Source organism: Halocatena halophila, from assembly GCA_027563145.1.
Taxonomy (GTDB): Archaea; Halobacteriota; Halobacteria; order Halobacteriales; family Haloarculaceae; genus Halocatena; species Halocatena halophila.
On the sequence record CP071306.1, the window covers coordinates 987,203 to 1,004,905 of the forward strand.

The window sequence follows — 17,703 nt, forward strand, 5'->3', positions numbered from 1 at the left end:
ATTCAATCGAGCGCCTGCGACCGAATGTTCGGCACCGACGCCGAAACGTATTACCGAGAAACTACAAACTGTATGTAATGACGCGGAACGTACAACGGCTCGTTGACGGGGCCCTCCACTCTTCCGTGACTGCGGATCGGCTGACAACACGAAAGTTTGGGATGATGATGGGAAAGCTCTACTCGAAGTCACTCGTCGAATATCTGGAGCCACAGGAACAACCACAGTTCATCATCGATCTGAACGGGGAGTATCTGGAATTTTCGGGGCTGTCAGCTCCCGATCCTCCAAACGCCTCAGTTGCTGGAACGACGAAGGGGCTGTTCACTGACGAGCGTCTCGTTGTCGTCGCAGGAAACGCCGACGGTGATCAGGTGCTTTCGATCCCGCTTGAAGACATTACCGGGATCGATATTGACTCGGGGTTCGTCACAGATGGGCTCACACTCGAAACCGAGCGAGGGACGCTCGAGATGCGCTGTGTCCATCCCACAGAAGCCAGCGATCTGTCCGAACTCTCCGAATTCCTCATCAAGTGTGGCGGCTGTTCCGAATCCGATCAGAACGAGACAGACGCGTTCGAACGAATCGGACAGTTCGTCAGTGAAGCCAGAGATGATCTCGTTGATAGAGATCGGCTGACCTCACTCAAGCGCGATCCGTTCACCCGATTGTTACACACAAAGCCGCTCGCCTCGTATCTTGAGCCATCTGAACAGCCACAGTTCATCCTCGACACCACTGGTGAACAGCTGCTAACGTTCGATGGCCCGGATGCACCGACAGCGCCAGTGCCCAGCGACGATGCCACGGGCCTCCACTGTCTGACGGACCAGCGGTGGCTAGCCGTGACGCCGGATCCAGACGGTGACGTTCCCACGACAATCCCACTCGAAACGGTCACTGGTGTTGCTACCGACAGCGATGAACGGACAGTAACGGTTTCAACAAACGACTACCACGCCCAGTTTCACTGCAACAAAAACACCGAAATCGCAGAGATCGAAGCGATCAAGGAGTATCTCCGAGCGAACACGAGCGCCGACGGAGACGGCCTCAAGCATGTCGGTCGGCCCATCGATTTCCACCTTGACGCGACACCACAGGGCGAGTGGGTCACAGAGCAACGAATTCATCACCTCGAAGATGCGCTGGATCCAGAAGAGCCGGTTCATTACTTGTTTTATGGGCCATCGCTGCGCCTTGAGGGTGCCGGACCGGACGACAAAGGGTGGAACAGCGACGTGTATACGGCCCTCACAGACACCAGGATCGTTGCCCAGATCAAACAAAAGCGAGGGGATGATCTCCGCGAAATACCGTATTCAGCGCTTTTATCCTGTGATCTCGACACCACCAGCGATTGGATGGAGCTATTCTGTAACACGGCCGCAGCTACCTACACATTCAGACTACACGAACCTGACGAGACCGAGATAAAAGCTGCACTCTCATTTATTCGTTCACAGCGAAACCCACACACCGCACCCGCGGATGCAAAAACCAGCGAGCGCGACGCTGACCCACAGTCAACCACCCTCGATCCGACAGAACAGCTCAAAAATCTTTCAGAACTCTACGACGCGGGGATCCTCTCCGAAGCCGAGTTTGAGGCCAAAAAACAGGAGCTACTCGAGAAAATATAGGAACCAGGAGAGAACTGACTCTGGCCATCTCTCCGCACGGGGAACTATCACTCACCCATAATTAGGTAACGTTCATACGCGCTGGTCGCAATCGTTCAGATGCATGGCGATACGACGGCTCATCAGGGGGTCGATCGAATGGGACCGTCTGGAGGGGGTCATGGTTGCGGTGGCCAATCGATACGATGAGCCAGAGATCCGGGTGGAGTTTTTAGAAACTGACAACTGGTTATCGACGCCGTGTGCGGTTAACGATCAGTGGTTCGTGAAGGTGATCTCCGATCAGCACGCGCTGGTCCACACGCTCATCACGACCGGGCGAAATCTGGGTGCGCTATCGAGCGGACGGATGGGCTTTTTCGAGCACGTCAGGACGCCGATGGAGATGGCCACCCAGGAGTTTGAGGCAACCCAGCGTATGCGCGAAGTCGGAATCAATGTTCCAGAGCCGATTGAAGTGTTCGAATACGACGGGCTGGGCGTACTCGTCGTGGAGTTTCTCAACGATTTCCAAACGCTATCGGATCTCTCATCTGACGGCGTCGAACGGTATGCGCCGTCGCTGTTCGAGTCACTCAGTTCAGTCCACGACGTTGGGCTGGCACACGGCGACCTCCGGGCGTCGAACGTGTTGATCGCCGATGGAAATCTCTATCTCATCGATGCGACGAAGGTCCGTGCCGAAGCCACCGAATCCGCGCGAGCGTACGATCTGGCGTGTGCGCTCGCTGCACTCGAACCACAGCTCGGTGCCAACACCGCCGTGAGCAATGCCCGTGCACAGTATTCCCTGGACGATCTGCTCGCAGCACGCGAGTTTCTGGACTTCGTCAATCTCCGGCCGGATCACGATTTCGACGCCGAGGGAACCAAAGGCGAGATCGAAAAACAAGCGACGTGACCGTACGGACGTCCCCCATCCGACCGTGCCCCTGAAGACCGTTCATCACTGATAGTACATATGGACCGGGCGGCGATGCGAGACGAAATGGTGGCAAGCCTCGAGCACGAAGCGAAAGGATATCTCGAGTCTGCGGCCATCAGCGTGGCGATGCGGACCGTCCCCCGAGAACTGTTCGTGCCGAGCGACCGGGACGAACAGGCCTACACCGATCAGTCGTTTGAGCAAGCAGGCAGTCGGATTCTTTCACCGTCGCGCGTTGGGCAGCTTCTTGAGGCGCTCTCACCCACACCTGGTGAGTCCGTACTGATCGTCGGCAGCGGCGTTGGCTACACTGTGGCCATCGTAGCTGAAATCGTGGGTGCCGAAAACGTCCAGGCAATCGACATCGATCGACAGCTCGTGACGATCGCCCGCCGAAATCTCGATCGAGCTGGCTACGGTGACGTACTCGTCGATCGAGCCGACGGAACAGACGGCTATGCACCCTACGCTCCGTACGATCGCATCCTGGTGGAAGCGGCCGCCGTTCGGCCACCTGCCACGTTGCTCGCACAACTGAACGACGATGGGATACTCGTCCTTCCAACGGGAACGCAGTCACAGATTCTCGCCCGATACGACCGTGATGGCGAGCGCGTGGGTGAATTCGGTCGGGTGTCGTTCAATCCGCTGTTACTCGAAGGCGAACAACACGGAACGATCGAGCGAAACCGAACGCACCGAGAGGACCAGGAGTTCGCAGCCCGCGAGCTCACCCGGCAATCGGGCTGGGAGCACAACTGGATCGACTGGACACAATGATTGCCATCGAACGTTGGGACGAAAGAGAGAGTTGTGACTCTCGGTTGTGAAAATTGTATGAATACGGACAACGGGGTTGCCCGACGTTCCGAAACGGGGAATGCTGCGTACTTCCTCCACCCCGCGACCCGTCGAGCGACAGATGTTCGCGGATCCGCTGCTCGCTTCCGCGCCTGACGGGGTGTCCACGATTAACCACACTACGCTGCCCCTGCAGGCAGGCAGTAGTGGACCGCTGCCCCCGACGGACGAGGCTTCTACGTTAGCTTGCAGGGCCCGCTCCGGTTGGACCGGACGCACCCGGATTCGGCCCCCACTGAAGACTATCTCGTGGGTTCCGAGCAGGGCCTAACTGCCCGACCTAGTCCATTCTGAGTGTAATCGTGACCAGCATAAACCCCTTTCGGTACCGCGATTTAGAACACAGGTGACGACAGAATGAGTTCTGAGAAAGGTGACAGAAGAGGCCAGAAAACACATTATCACCCCACCAATTTTTCCCGTATGAGGGATTTCTCACGGCGGCAATGGTTGCTCTCGATGGGCGGAACTGTCTCGTTGCTGGCAGGCTGTCTGACAGGTGATGACGGGTCGGCAGCCCAACCACCAAAGGACAGCACATCCACTCCACCGAATTCGAAGACACCGACACAGGAAAACACACCGACAGAGCCGTCGTCACAGACGGCCACCGATTCGCCTGAGAAAACAGAGACAGAACCGGTCGAATCAGCCGTTGCTGGCTGGCCACAGTTCGGCGGAACGAGTGGAAACACCTTCGCTGTGACTGGCCGATCACTTCCCACAACGGATTTCACCGAACAGTGGCGAAAAACCTTCACGAAAGAGAAACGGACCGGGGACATTGCCACCGAAATCGTTGCAGATGGGGAGTATTTCTACGAGATCACAACGCAGTCCGACGAAGAAGACGTGCTCCGCGCCAGATCACAGATTGATGGCACAATCGAATGGGAGCAATCTGTCAATAACTACGTCTATTCAAGCCTGGCAGTCAGTGACGGATCAGTATACGTCTGTGGAGAAACGTTCAGATCGATCACCGCAACAAGCGGAGCGGTGGAATGGGAAATACAGGGACGGGCAGAACAAACCGTAGTGAACGGTGGACGGTTATTCGTTCACCGCGGAAACGAGCAGACCCAGTTCGCCGTTCTCGACGCGTCTGATGGGTCGGTCATATGGGAAAAAGCGGTTGTTTCGGAAGATTTCCGTGGGATTCACACACCACACGCAGTGGCCGGTGGGCGAGTGTATGTGCCAGTCGATCTATTACATGGGAACTCTGCACAGCCCCGAATCAAAGCGTATGGCGCTGACAGCGGAGAGATGGAATGGAACACGCCGATCGAGGGGACGTATCCCAGAATGGTTGCGACCGCAGAGGTTGTATTTGCCGTTACAGAAAAACAGCTCTATGCGCTCGATTCCTCTTCTGGTGAGATGTTATGGAAAAAGCGCGGTGAGTCCGCGAGCATGGCACACGTAGATACGACCTCACTCCCTGCCGTCCATGATTCTGTAGCCTACGCCACGATTGGCGAGACCCTGTATGCACTCGACGTGAAAACTGGCACCAGCAACTGGAACAATCCAGACAGTACGCGACCGCTTCACTACGTGGATGGATATCTCTATGGCCGCTCGACGAACGGCGTGAAGGTGTACGACGCTGCAACTGGATCGCTCGAAACGGAGTTCGCCGTGACTGATAGGGGATATCTGAAAGGAGATCTCATCCCGCTCAATGAAGAAGTGCTTGTGAAAGCAACCCGTACAAAGCGAACGGATTCCGGAGAGAACCTCGACGAGATATCGCTCATCTCACTTGGTGGCGAGCGCTAATCCCAGACTGGACCACGCTCACTTTCGGCGTCGAGGAGTTCATCGTCGCTTCGGGATCGCGGCCCAGTTCCGTTGCGATCTGCCGGCCAACCTGTGGACTGGTCGTGATTACCAATTTTCAATTTATTCGTTTCTGTCAATACCGTACGAATAACGGCAGTAGCTGTGTATGAGAGACTGGATCCCTTACTAGATGTCCATCACTCCGCGGACAGTTCCACAGTCGTGGCTTCAATATCCTCAATAAATGCCCCCTCACCACCGACACTGTAGGTATCATCAGCAGTTTCGATGAATAATGTATTTTCGACGGGGAACGAGCTCGTTTGTGGCTCAATCAGCGACTGACGTACGTCGACAATATCTCCCTCAATTTCGGTCGGTGCGTTATTGTCTAGGCGATCACTCCCGGTTATCCGTGCTCGAATCGGTCGATCGGCGCGAAGATGAAGTGCTGCCTGCAACACTGTGTGACGGAAGTTCCGATAGGTTTTCGGAAGCACTGTGGGCTCTGTGACATACCGCTCGGTCGCCATCGGAAAGTAGTTTCCAAGATATGAACCGACGATAACCGGCCCAAGCTGTTCTTGTTCGAAGACGATAGCGCGATTTGAGCTATTAGACCGGGAAAGCATTTCATCCGGAACCACCAGACCAGTCGTCTGGTCGATCGTAAGCATCGTTGGCATTGGTTGGGCCCATGCTCGACCAACCGAGGCAACTCCTTCAAAATCTACCTCCATATCCTCGCTAACACGTGTCACGAGCAAGAGAACAAGAACGTCTCGCTCGAGAGCCCCACGAAGATCGTCCTTTACTTCATCCAAGATATCATGTGGAACAGAAAGCGTAATCTCCGTCTTTGCCTGGCCAAGCAAAGTCCCAATGCGCTTGAGGACCGTTACCCGGGACTTTACGACTTCGAACTGGTCAGTTTGTGGAGACGACTCTGAGAAGTGTGATTCGAGTGCTGGTTGCATCTGTTCGAGATTGTCAGCCAAAACGTTGACCACATGTTCGGGCGGATGAGCCCTGATAGTGGTCGGAACAACGTGGTCATTCACTTCCACAAATCCTCTGTCAGACAGCCGATCAGCGATGCTGTAGACATATCGCTTCGAGACACCTGATTCGTCTGCAATGGTGCTGGCTTTTGCCTCACCGAGCTGCAAGATAGCGAGATACGTGTCCACTTCCTTGGCTGAAAATCCCAGCCGTTCCAGCAACTCCTCAAGCGATGTATCGTCCATGCACACACTGCATTCGGGCAGCACTTACATCACTCGGTGAAACCATTCTATCTCCACATTACCGTGCTTGCAGAATTACGACGTCTGAAAGGTGTATCCCATCATCAGTTCGTACTGTCGATCCAGTGATAAGATCAGTCGATTCGGTCGATTGAGAAAGCGCGACGGTCGCAGGCGATTGGCCGAAATTCAACACCACGAGTAGCGTTTCAGTCTCATCGGAGCGTTCATAGGCGACGATACGGTTCGGATCACCAGAGATAGTCGAACAGTCAACACGCTCAACACCGGCGGACCGAAGGGCCGAATGCTCCGTTCGGAGGGCAATGAGGCGTCGATGGAACGCAGTCAGGGCAGCGTCACCGTCGTGCCACCGCATCGGTCCTCGTTGATCGGTGACGCCGCGTTCCTGACCGTAGTAGATCATTGGCACACCGGGGAGCGTGAGTGTTGCCGCCACAGCAGCTCGCAATGCACCAGCCGTGCACTCGGTCGAATAGCGCTCTTCATCGTGATTTTCGACATAGCGCATGTGGAGTGCTTCGCTGGGATAGCCCTGTCGTCGGGACGCAGCAAGCGCGTCGAACAGTGTAGGCGCGGGTTCAGAACCGGTTCCGATCGCACGAAGTTGTGAGTACAAATCAGTATCGTAGTGAACATCAAACTCGTTTTCACGGAACGCGGGATCTCGCGGAACGGTTTCATCTAGCAGTACAAAGTCCGTATCACGGGCTTTCAAGCGGTCTCGCAGCTCCTTCCAGAAACCATGCGGAACACCCCACGCAACATCACACCGAAACCCATCAACCAGTGGTGCCCACTCATCGACCACAGAGAGCATCCAATCACGAACGGGAAGTGAATCATAGTTCAGATTCGGAATCCGTGTCCAATTGAAGTAGTATCCTGGCGCATCATCTCCCGACCAGTTCACCGAAGACGTATCACTGGCGTCGGGAACGCGCTCATAGTGAGCGTCATACGCAGGAACGCCTGCCCGATGGAGTTGGAACGAAGGATGGTCCCTGGAAGTATGATTGAGTACCAGATCAAAGATCACTCTGATATCGGCTGCATGGAATCGGTCAATGAGCGACTGAAATTCCCTGCGTGATCCCAGATCTGAAGCGGTGTCAAAGAAGTTGGTGATATGATATCCATGTCTGGTTGGACTTTCTACAACCGGCGTCAGCCAGACAGCATCGACACCAAGCCACTCGAGATACGGTACCCGTCGTTCGATTGCTTCGAACGTCGTGTCCACGTCCGGACCAGCGAACTCACGGACAAAGATTTCGTAGATGACCGCGTCGTGAATCCACTCTGGTGGATCCGCCGGTCGCTCGAATGACACAGCATCATGGATGATGAGCGTATCAGCGATGCTATGGCGCTCACCAATGGCGACGGCATGAATACGGGCCAGGGATGGAAGAGCGTCGGCCGAGACCCGAAGCGCCGATCCGTCAATGGTTACAGCTGTGTCACTGAGTTCGTCCCGGTCGTCGAGATAAAACTCTACGTCGGGTTCTGTTCCACCAGGGGCGGTGACAGTCGTTGCAGACACGATAATCGTGTCCCCATCTCGGTGTCCATCAAGGCGTAGACGAGGACGTCCCGGTCCGGAAACGGTGGTTGTGGTAGACACACACGATTCGAACGAATCGTCGAACACGAAAATTGCCTCATGCTCGCCAGGGGGAAGTGACACATCGAGTTTCCACGTATTGTCCGTGGACTGGGCGAAATGGGACCCCATTGTGAAATCATTGAACTGCCCAATAACGCTGGGAGGGTTGGTCCCATTGATATCTCTTGCAACAGCGTCGGTAGAAACACAAAACTGTGCCGTTTTCCGTGGATCTGAAACGGCCCGAACGGTCTGTGTGTGAGTGCCATCAGGACCATCAAGTGCTACTCGGTAGACGCCTGGAACATCCGGGGTGAGATGGATAACCGGCGTGTTGCCGACGGCTGTCGTGCTATTATCTGGACGGCTGATCACCCGCCACGAATACGGTGCGTCCGGATCCGGAGCCCGTGGTGCGAGTTCCACGGAGTCACCCACATAGACGAACCGAGGCGGACCTGGATGGTGCATAGTTTCCGGTTGCAGGTCACACGTTTGACTATTCCGGTTCGTGTGAAATCTGTGAAAAACAATTACAGCACAGTTATTAGTGCCGGTATGGACATCCACATAATGCGATTTATCGACGCGGTAGACGATTGTAAGCGCCACCAGAATTCATCGACGGAATTTCCTGGAGAGCGCCGCACAACGACTGGACGGTTCTCTGGCCACTGCGGTCGGCTTGTGCATGTTGAGTCGGACGGTTCGATTCGGGATTTTAGTTATCCACTCATCGGTTTAACTGGCATAACCCGGTCACGGTTCGGTCTTCGTCCAGACAACGCAGGCGAGAATGTGACCTGGTTTAACGGCTCGAACGCTACCCAGCACTATCTTGCTGGCACCTCGCTAGTTGTAACTGAGCATGAGACAGAGCACGGACGGATTCAGCAGTATGATCTGACGCTCGATGACCAGCATATAACGCATTTTGATAGTGAAAATGAATCGGTTGAAATCGTTGTCAACATGGAGATGTCCCCAGAGGGGCGCAGCACCCGTGTTGGACAGCTCCATCACGAAGATGCTGTTGAGATTCATCATTCGGAGGAGGTCGATTACATCGCAAGTGATCCAGGATTCGAGACGCTACGTGGGATCCCATTTGGTGGCTTCGAAGCGACATCCAAGAACACAGCCACATCCCGGTCACGATCTGGCTCCGAACGCCACTCGAGTGAAGCCCAGTTGAGCGGGGATTTCATCGGCGTTGTTCCCAGTACTGGTGAAGCGACACTAGTTACACTATTAACGACACGCACTGCGGCTTCGCGAGCCACCGCCCTCAAGACAGTTCGAGAAGCGGCACGTGGTCACGATCAAACGTCGCTTACGAAGGCCGCCGAACGAGAGGTTGAGCCAGTGGTTGACCACGAGTTGCCACACACTACGGCGATCGCCGCCGATTTCAGAGTGCTTTCGTTATTATCAGGCGATACGGGGCTACGGATTGCCGGTCCCGACTTCGATCCGTATTACGCTCACTCTGGTGGGTATGGATATTCGTGGTTCCGTGATGATGCCGAAATATCTCGGTTTCTGTTCGACGTTGATCAACAGTTAGAACTCGGTCTTGACCAGTGGCACTCACGGAGTGTGGCGGTGTACGAACAGACACAGCTGGAAGACGGGACGTGGCCACATCGCGTCTGGCCGTTCGACGCCACACTTGCACCAGGATGGGCGAACGCCAGACTCGAATCGGGCAGTGATGTTAGCTATCAGGCCGATCAGACAGGGAGTGTAGCTGCGTTTCTTGCCACCAGTGGTGGCGATTCCGACACACTCCGGCAGGCACTCGATGGGCTTGATGTGTCACTCGCCGAGGATGGCCGTCCCGTCACCTGCCAGAACGCATGGGAGAACATGTCTGGCCGGTTTACCCACACGGTCGCCACATTTCTCGAAGCGTACTCAACGCTTGCAGCGACGACAGGGGGGGATATGAAAACCCGAGCTATGGAGCGTGCAAAAAGCACCTACTCGGCGCTTGATGATCTCTGGGTCGATGAACGAGGGGTCTATGCGCTCCGAGAGTATGGGGACCACCACGACCGTGCTGGAGTGCTCGACGCAAGAGCCGACTCAGCGACGTTTGCACTCGCCAGTGCACACCGATCGTATGCTCAAGTTGGCGAGCTGAGTGACTGTCGAGTTGATCGGCTCGTCTCTCACATTACAACCGTTATCGAGACACTCACTCGTGAGACGAGTGCTGTACGGGGATTGATTCGGTTCGAAGAAGATGACTGGCGAAAGCGTGACCAGGAACACGAAAAGATCTGGACTGTTGCAACGGTGTGGGGTGCCTATGGAGCAGCGGAGCTGGCTGTACTTCTCAACGAGCGAGGAGGAGACGGTCGGGCTACTCAGATCGCAAGCACTGCCCACGAGCTTCTTTCACTGGTTCTGCCCGATGGCCCCCTCTGTCTCGATAACGGCTTTCTCCCAGAGCAGATGTTTGACGATGGGACACCAGACAGCGCCACGCCGCTTGGATGGTCGCATGCACTCCGGCTGGCGACAATAACACTGATGAACGAAAGAGATCTGTTCGACCTGGAACTGACCGCAGAACTAGAGGGCAACAGTGGACAGGTGTGACTCAGAGAGAATCGATTTCCCACTCTCTGGATCGAACAGATGGACATCGGACGCTCCAAATGTGACTCGTACCGTCTCGCCTCGATCCGGCTCAAGATCCGAGTCAACACGGGCGATAAACTCCCCGGGAAGGTCGAGATACAGATAGTTGTCGCTTCCGACTGGCTCGATTACGTCCACCGTGGTCTCAATTCCCTGTTCTCCAACGATCACGTTTTCGGGACGTATTCCAAAGCGAACCATATCACCGGTGTACGAATCGATTCGCCTGGCCTGCTCGTCGGTCAACGAATATTCGAACCGATTTCCATTTGAGAGCGTAACTGAATGTGAATCTCTTTCGACACGCAGATCAAGAAGGTTCATCGACGGCGATCCGACGAAATTGGCCACAAACTCGTTTTTTGGGTCCTCGTACACTGCTGTTGGTGGCCCTGTCTGCTGGAGTTTTCCATCATTCAAGATGGCAAGTCGATCACCCATCGTCATTGCTTCTTCTTGATCGTGAGTCACGTAGATCGCTGTGATATCCAGGGTCTCCTGTAGCCGCTGGATCTCGGTTCGCATCGTCGTCCGCAGCTTCGCATCAAGGTTTGACAGTGGTTCATCGAACAGAAATACGTCCGGTTCCCGTACGATTGCTCTCCCGAGTGCAACCCGCTGTTTCTGTCCGCCAGATAGCTCTCCGGGTCGGTCATCAAGTAACGACTCGATCCCCATCATCGTGGCCGTCTCATGGACCTTCTTTTCCAATTTGTTGCGCGATAGATCCGTACTCATTCGCAAACCGAACGCCATGTTCTGTTTGACCGTTTTGTGTGGATACAGTGCATAATTTTGAAACACCATTGCAACATCGCGCTGGCGAGCGGAGACTGCTGTCACATCGTCCCCATTGATCGATATCCGGCCGGACGTTGGCTGCTCTAACCCAGCGATCATTCGAAGCGTCGTCGATTTACCACACCCCGATGGACCAACTACGGTAACAAATTCGCCGTCGGCAACCTGCAAGGATACGTCGTCGACAGCTGTAACGGTCCCTTTGTCGTACTCCTTTCGCAAACCATCGAGCGTTACTGTCGCCATCTGGCAGACTCTGTCTACGAAGAAATATAGCTCTTGCCCATTTCTCATAATTTGTGTTGAATTTTTTCGTAGATGATTTTGAGCAAGCCATCCAGAAGACACCCAATTTTCCCAAATTCCTCACCACAATAGAAAAGACACAGTGTTGATTTCATGAGAATCAATGTCAGTATGATTCGAAGGGTTTAATATGTGAAGGAATAATTCATCTTACGTTCATCCATGAGACTCAATCGCAGGGGAGTTCTACGAGGTATTGGTGGTCTGGGTGCCACAGCCGCTCTCTCAGGCTGTCTTAACGTTCAGGAGCAAAAATCGCAGAGTAGTACCAGTGGATCGATCGACGACAGTAATGGCCCGAGTAGTACAGCAACTACCTGGTATATGCTGCCAGAAACCGAGCTACCGTTACGGGAATCGGTCATTCAAACATTCAATGAGCAATCGAAACACACCATTGAGGGCTCAGACATCTCTGATCTTAAAAAGAAGACGACGAGCGCTATCCCGACAGGTCAGGGACCACACACCTTCGAGTGGGCTCACGACTGGGTAGGAGACTACTCCCAGCGATCGTTCGTCGTGGACCAACGCGATGCAATCAACACATCGCTCGATTCGTTCACCGAATCTGCAGCGAAAGCCGTGCAGTACGATGGAACTCTCGTCGGGCTCCCCCATTCAGCAGAAACGGTGTCTCTTATCTATAACACGGAAATCGTTGATCAGGCCCCGAAAACGGTATCTGAGATGGTATCCATGATGGAAGCGTATCACGATCCATCGGCCAATCAGTACGGATTGAGCTATCCATTCAATCCGTATTTTGTCAGCGCCTGGTTGCAGGCATTTGGCGGCTATTATTTTGATGCGAGTAAAGACAGGGCCCTCGGTATTGACACAGCAGAGACGATTCGCGGGCTCTCGTTTGCGCTGGACACATTTAAGCCGTTCATGCCCAGCGATCCAACCTATGAACCCCAGGCTGCTGCCTTTGCTGAGGGCAATGCAGCGTTCGCCATTAATGGCCCCTGGTATCTATCTACACTCAATGAGAAAAATATCAACTACGAAGTCACGACGCTCCCAACAGCAAAAGAAGCCGGGGGGACTCCAAAACCATACACTGGAATCACACTGTGGTATTTCACACCGGCCATGCAGGAGGATACTACTGCAGGAGCCGCTGCACGGACGTTTATCGAGTGGTTTGTCACGAACGAAGACCACATCTTAAAGCGTGCCAAAGAGCAAGGAAGCATTCCAGTCCTCAACAGTTTGGTTGGAAGCGAGAAGCTTCCACCGGCAGTAAAATCGTTCTCACAGAGTGTCGAGATGGGAACGCCAATGCCGATACGGCCGAAAATGAATACGGTCTGGCCACAGATGGAGACTGCGCTGATCAAGGTATTCAACGGCGAAGAGAGTCCGAAAGCAGTACTGAACCAGACTGCAACGTCAATTCGAGATAGCTGGTCAAAGTAAAATGAACACGATATCTCGCATTGCTCGCTATATGGAGAGATCTCCCGTGTTCGATGAGCGCGATCTCCCCTTGCTGTATGTCCTTCCGGGATTGTTCGTCTTTACGACGTTCATGCTGTTTCCGGTCGTGTATCTCGTCGGGATTTCTCTGACGAACGCCACACCATCGACACTCTTCACTGGTGAGGGCGCAGTGTCAGTGCTGACTTTTGGTGAGTCAACGATTGTTGGATTAGAAAACTATACCGACGTTCTGTCCGATTCGGCGTTCTGGAACTCTTTTGGCGTGACGTGGTTATTCGTCGCGACCAGTGTCGTAGCGAAAATTTGTCTCAGCGTCGCCATCGCGCTGGTCGTTACCAGTAACCGTGTCCGTGGCAAGCGTCTGCTACGGTCGCTCATTATTCTTCCAATGGGATTGCCGGCAATATTCACCATCACGGTTTGGCGGGGAATTTTCAGCTCTGCAGAATTCGGCCTGATGAATCAGTTGCTGACGATGCTATCTCTCGATCCGGTGACATGGCTCTCTGGCCGGTGGACTGCATTTTTCGCGTACAACATCACCGAAGTATGGCTCTCATATCCATTCATGGTCATCATCACTGTTAGCGCACTCCAGGACGTTCCATCGGAATTGCATGAGGCCGCTATGGTCGACGGAGCGGGCTACATTGCGCGCTTTCTTCATGTTACACTCCCCGCAATAAAGCGACCGGTGCTGTTCGCGTCGATACTTACCGCTGCGGCGTCGTTCCAGCAATTTCTCATCCCATACGTGTTCAACAAGGGCGGACCAGCACGCGCGAACGAGCTTATCGTAGTGTATGGCTATCGGGAAGCACTGGCGTTCTCCGAGTACGGTCGAGGAGCAGCCATCAGCCTCGTTGCGGTTATATTCATTGGTGCATTCATGTGGGTAAACGTCAAACGTGGAAGGCTTGCTGAGGGGGTGGCCGAACAATGAGTGTGTACCGCCGGCTCGTTCGAAACGTTCGCACAGCATGTTTGCTGCCCGTACATATTTTTCTCGATACCTGTCGGGAGATAGGATACACAGTGAACGGTGTCAGACGCGGAGAAATCCCACCAAGCCAGCCACTGAAGACGCTTGGTTCGACTGCTGGAGCACTTGTTATGGTGTCCGTGCTCTTATTCCCAATCTACTGGATTCTGCTCGCTGCATTGTCTCCGACGGGCGGTTCAATCTACTCATCTAGTGGCCTTTCATTGCTGCCGAGCAATCCGACTGTACAGCCGTTTCTCTGGGTGGTCGGTGATCTCATCGTGCCGGCCTACTCTATTGCTATGAATATACCGGCCACGAATCTCGCGGTCGTGTTCACCACGCCCGAAATCGTCCTGCTCGATGTTTCACAGTATGGAGTGCAGAACCCTTCCAATTTCAAACAATTCCTCTGGAACAGCATCACAGTCGCTATTCCCACTGTTATCATCTCCATGAGTCTAATCGTGCCAGCGGCGTACGCGCTCTCACGGAAAGAGTTCATCTTCCGTCGGGAGATCCTGTTTGTGTACGTTCTGATGACACAAATTGGTGGAGGGCTTGGTATTGCACTGCTTATCGGATTGTATGCAGTGTATGTGCAGTTTGGGATTACCGACAGCAAACTCGGACTGTCATTATATTATGCGGCGACTGCGGTCCCGTTCAACACATGGTTGTTGAAAACGTACATGGATGGAATTCCGGCTTCATACGAAGAAGCAGCCGTTGTTGACGGTGCGCCACCGTGGCGGATTGTCACAGAGATCATTCTGCCACTCTCGGCCGCTGGCCTGGCAACCGTCTTTATCTTCACGTTTCTCACCGGGTGGACCGAATTCGTCGTAGCCCAAACGCTACTCGGAACTGAGAACTACACGCTACCAGTTGGCCTGTTTTCGCTCGTCAGCGAGTATTCCATCCCATGGGCACGCTTTTCAGCATTCGCACTCACCTTCGCAACACCGATTATGCTGGTGTATTTGTTTGCACAGCGATATATTGAAGGGGGACTTTCATTCAGCGGAATCGAAGGCTGATCAGTGAGACCCCAACACACTCGCTTTCTTCGGATCTGAGGGGAATATAGAGCGAGTCATTGGCAGAAAAGTCGGTGGCACAACCAGTTATCCATCAGAAATAACAGGCCGAGAGTATTTCTCACTCAAGGAGATCGGCAACGACATCTGCATCAGAGATTTCGTCCTCAACAGCGAGAAGTTTATCGTCGATGATCGCTTCGGGATCGTATCCAAGCTCCGTTGCGATTCGCCGACCAATCTTCGGATCGGCCTTGAAGAACAACGTGATCTGGCGGTGTTTGATCTCGTCTTCGGAGACGCCAGCCATATTCCCAGTAACGTTCTCGACGAATCGATCGCGTTCGTCCTGTGACATCACCTCGCGCAGGAGATCACCCGGCTGTTTGAAATTGTCAATTCGTTCTTTCATTTCGTACCTGTCTGCATTGCCAGAAACGGCGAGTGGGGGCTGCTCAACTGACGGTTGTTCGACGGGGCCACCGAAGCTGTTGGGTTCGTAGTTTGGTCCACCACCGTTGTTGTCGTCGATTCGCATCTGTCCGTCCTGGTGATAGTTATTTTTCGAGGCTTCTTTCGGTCGGTTGACCGGGATATCCTCGAAATTGACGCCGAGCCGATGACGGTGTGTATCGTCGTACGAAGGGATTCGTCCCTGGAGCATTTTATCCGGACTGTGTGCAATCCCGGGAACGACGTGCGCGGGTGAAAACGCCGATTGCTCAACTTCGGCGAAGTAGTTGTCGGGATTCTCGTTGAGTTCCATCGTCCCAACCTCCATGAGTGGGTAATCGTCGTGGGGCCACACGCGGGTAAGATCGAACGGGTTGATGTGATATGCTTCGGCGTCTGTTTCGGGCATGATCTGGACCTTCACCGTCCAGCTCGGGTACTCACCGTCTTCGATTGCGTCCCAGAGATCCTGTTTGTGGTAATCGGGATTTTCACCCGCGAGCCTGGTGGCTTTTTCCTGTGGGAGATTGTCGATCCCCTGATCGGTTTTGAAGTGAAACTTCACCCAGTAGCGCTCGTCCGACTCGTTGTAGAGACTGTACGTATGGCTCGAATAGCCATTCATTGTCCGCCAGGACGCCGGAATCCCCCGATCACCGAACAACCAGGTAACCTGATGGAGCGACTCCGGTGAGAGCGACCAGAAATCCCACTGTGGTGTTGGTTCGTTGATGTCCTTCGATGGGAGCTTTTTCTGCGTGTGGATGAAATCAGAAAACTTCGACGGATCACGGACGAAAAAGACTGGCGTGTTGTTGCCAACCATATCCCAGTTGCCATCTTCCGTGTAGAATTTCACGGCAAAGCCGCGTGGATCTCGAACCGTGTCAGGTGAGCCACGCGGCCCCGCAACCGTCGAAAACCGGATGAATAGTTCCGTCTCTTTTCCTTCCTCCGAAAAGATGTCAGCCATCGTGTACTCGCTGATCCGGTCATCGGTGACTGTGAATGTTCCATACGCACCGCCACCCTTTGCGTGGACAACCCGCTCTGGGATCCGCTCGCGGTTGAACTGGGCCATCTTCTCGAAATAATGGTAGTCCTCCATCAACAGCGGGCCTCCAACGCCAGCACTGCGTGAGTTCTGATTGTCCGGGACGGCCTCACCAGAGTTGGTTGTCAGCGGATCGCGTTGGTGTTCGTCGTCGAAATCAGCGTCTCCCATCTCGTGGTTGGGACTGTCTTCACTCATAGGAAGCGTACTTAACCTATAGAAATCCGCCACACCATATATAATTTAGTCATATACCATATATTAAAAAATAATTTGAATACCAGGTATAAAATACGTTCCGCGAAATCGTTCTACTGGCGAAGGGGTCTCCGGAGAATCTGTCGCAGAAAAACGTCGTTCCGTCGTTATTGATAATCGACTTCGCCCTCACCCTCGCCGATCCACGCACCACGATCGGGTTCACGCGAGGCAAGGGGGTCGATGTCCTTATACCACGGAACGTTCTTGAGTTGTTCTTTGTTGTAGGCGAACTCGTCTTTGGTGTCGGCCGTGAACTCGAAGTTCTGTGTCAGCAAGATCGCATCGACCGGACACACCTCCTCGCACAGCCGGCAGTAGATACACTGTCCGATGTGGAGATTGTACTGTTCGCCGTTTCGTTGTTCGTCAGTGACGATCTGGATCGTGTCGTTGGGACAGACGTTTTCACACTGGCGACACCAGATACAGCGCTCCTGGCTGAACTTGTGGACGCCACGGAACCGGGGGCTAACCTCCGGTGGTACGTCCGGATACTCGACGGTAAACGTCGAGCCGTCCAGTGCGTGTTTCATCGTCGTCGCCATCCCTTTGAGTATTCCAATCATTGTTTGATGTTGGTGAAAACGGTGGTTCGTTCGACCACCAGAACC

General features: G+C 53.9%; 13 protein-coding genes and 1 other RNA gene. 8 read left to right on the forward strand and 6 right to left on the reverse strand.

What is annotated here, in order from left to right; translation table 11 throughout:
• Window positions 1-77: 77 nt before the first annotated feature.
• From JXQ78_RS05265 to JXQ78_RS05275, 3 genes are all read left to right on the forward strand, one after another.
• On the forward strand, window positions 78-1,646 hold the full coding sequence (locus JXQ78_RS05265) for an SHOCT domain-containing protein (protein WP_330632431.1): 1,569 nt from the start codon (window positions 78-80) through the stop codon (window positions 1,644-1,646).
• A gap of 103 nt (window positions 1,647-1,749) precedes the next feature.
• Window positions 1,750-2,547 carry an RIO1 family regulatory kinase/ATPase domain-containing protein gene (locus JXQ78_RS05270; protein WP_330632432.1) on the forward strand — a complete coding sequence of 266 codons (798 nt, stop codon included), beginning with the start codon at window positions 1,750-1,752 and terminating at the stop codon, window positions 2,545-2,547.
• 60 nt (window positions 2,548-2,607) lie between these two features.
• The gene (locus JXQ78_RS05275; RefSeq protein ID WP_330632433.1) at window positions 2,608-3,351 is read left to right on the forward strand and encodes a protein-L-isoaspartate O-methyltransferase family protein; all 744 of its coding nucleotides are present in this window, start codon (window positions 2,608-2,610) and stop codon (window positions 3,349-3,351) included.
• A 61-nt stretch (window positions 3,352-3,412) separates the two neighbouring features.
• On the opposite strand, the gene ffs is transcribed toward JXQ78_RS05275, so the two are convergent.
• An RNA gene (ffs, locus tag JXQ78_RS05280) (signal recognition particle sRNA) lies at window positions 3,413-3,723 on the reverse strand.
• Between the two features lie 168 nt (window positions 3,724-3,891).
• Here ffs and JXQ78_RS05285 point away from each other — a divergent pair.
• Window positions 3,892-5,217: an outer membrane protein assembly factor BamB family protein gene (locus JXQ78_RS05285; RefSeq protein WP_330632434.1), complete on the forward strand. Its 1,326-nt coding sequence runs from the start codon at window positions 3,892-3,894 to the stop codon at window positions 5,215-5,217.
• A gap of 200 nt (window positions 5,218-5,417) precedes the next feature.
• Here the strand turns inward: JXQ78_RS05285 and JXQ78_RS05290 are convergent, their stop codons facing one another.
• Together JXQ78_RS05290 and JXQ78_RS05295 are read right to left on the reverse strand one after the other, a co-directional pair.
• Window positions 5,418-6,467: a TrmB family transcriptional regulator gene (locus JXQ78_RS05290; RefSeq protein WP_330632435.1), complete on the reverse strand. Its 1,050-nt coding sequence runs from the start codon at window positions 6,465-6,467 to the stop codon at window positions 5,418-5,420.
• A 58-nt stretch (window positions 6,468-6,525) separates the two neighbouring features.
• On the reverse strand, window positions 6,526-8,568 hold the full coding sequence (locus JXQ78_RS05295; protein WP_330632436.1) for an alpha-amylase family glycosyl hydrolase: 2,043 nt from the start codon (window positions 8,566-8,568) through the stop codon (window positions 6,526-6,528).
• Window positions 8,569-8,670: 102 nt separating this feature from the next.
• Here JXQ78_RS05295 and JXQ78_RS05300 point away from each other — a divergent pair, with 102 nt between their 5' ends.
• Window positions 8,671-10,704, forward strand: a complete 2,034-nt coding sequence (locus JXQ78_RS05300; protein WP_330632437.1) for a glycoside hydrolase family 15 protein — start codon at window positions 8,671-8,673, stop codon at window positions 10,702-10,704.
• Here JXQ78_RS05300 and JXQ78_RS05305 read toward each other — a convergent pair.
• Window positions 10,678-11,793: an ABC transporter ATP-binding protein gene (locus JXQ78_RS05305; RefSeq protein ID WP_330632438.1), complete on the reverse strand. Its 1,116-nt coding sequence runs from the start codon at window positions 11,791-11,793 to the stop codon at window positions 10,678-10,680. The two genes, JXQ78_RS05300 and JXQ78_RS05305, sit on opposite strands and share 27 nt — an antisense overlap.
• 222 nt (window positions 11,794-12,015) lie before the next feature.
• On the opposite strand from JXQ78_RS05305, the gene JXQ78_RS05310 reads away from it, so the two are divergent.
• Genes JXQ78_RS05310 through JXQ78_RS05320 form a run of 3 tightly spaced genes read left to right on the forward strand, consistent with a single transcriptional unit; the run spans window position 12,016 to window position 15,324 of the window.
• Window positions 12,016-13,278, forward strand: a complete 1,263-nt coding sequence (locus JXQ78_RS05310; RefSeq protein ID WP_407934037.1) for a substrate-binding domain-containing protein — start codon at window positions 12,016-12,018, stop codon at window positions 13,276-13,278.
• A 1-nt stretch (window position 13,279) separates the two neighbouring features.
• On the forward strand, window positions 13,280-14,245 hold the full coding sequence (locus tag JXQ78_RS05315; RefSeq protein ID WP_330632440.1) for a carbohydrate ABC transporter permease: 966 nt from the start codon (window positions 13,280-13,282) through the stop codon (window positions 14,243-14,245).
• The gene (locus tag JXQ78_RS05320; protein ID WP_330632441.1) at window positions 14,242-15,324 is read left to right on the forward strand and encodes a sugar ABC transporter permease; all 1,083 of its coding nucleotides are present in this window, start codon (window positions 14,242-14,244) and stop codon (window positions 15,322-15,324) included. Before JXQ78_RS05315 ends, JXQ78_RS05320 begins: the two co-directional genes overlap by 4 nt.
• 121 nt (window positions 15,325-15,445) lie before the next feature.
• Here JXQ78_RS05320 and JXQ78_RS05325 read toward each other — a convergent pair whose 3' ends face one another.
• Window positions 15,446-17,029: a catalase gene (locus JXQ78_RS05325; protein ID WP_330632442.1), complete on the reverse strand. Its 1,584-nt coding sequence runs from the start codon at window positions 17,027-17,029 to the stop codon at window positions 15,446-15,448.
• A gap of 167 nt (window positions 17,030-17,196) precedes the next feature.
• Entirely contained in the window at window positions 17,197-17,658 is a 462-nt protein-coding gene (locus JXQ78_RS05330; protein WP_330632443.1) for a NuoI/complex I 23 kDa subunit family protein, read from the reverse strand.
• Window positions 17,659-17,703: the final 45 nt, after the last annotated feature.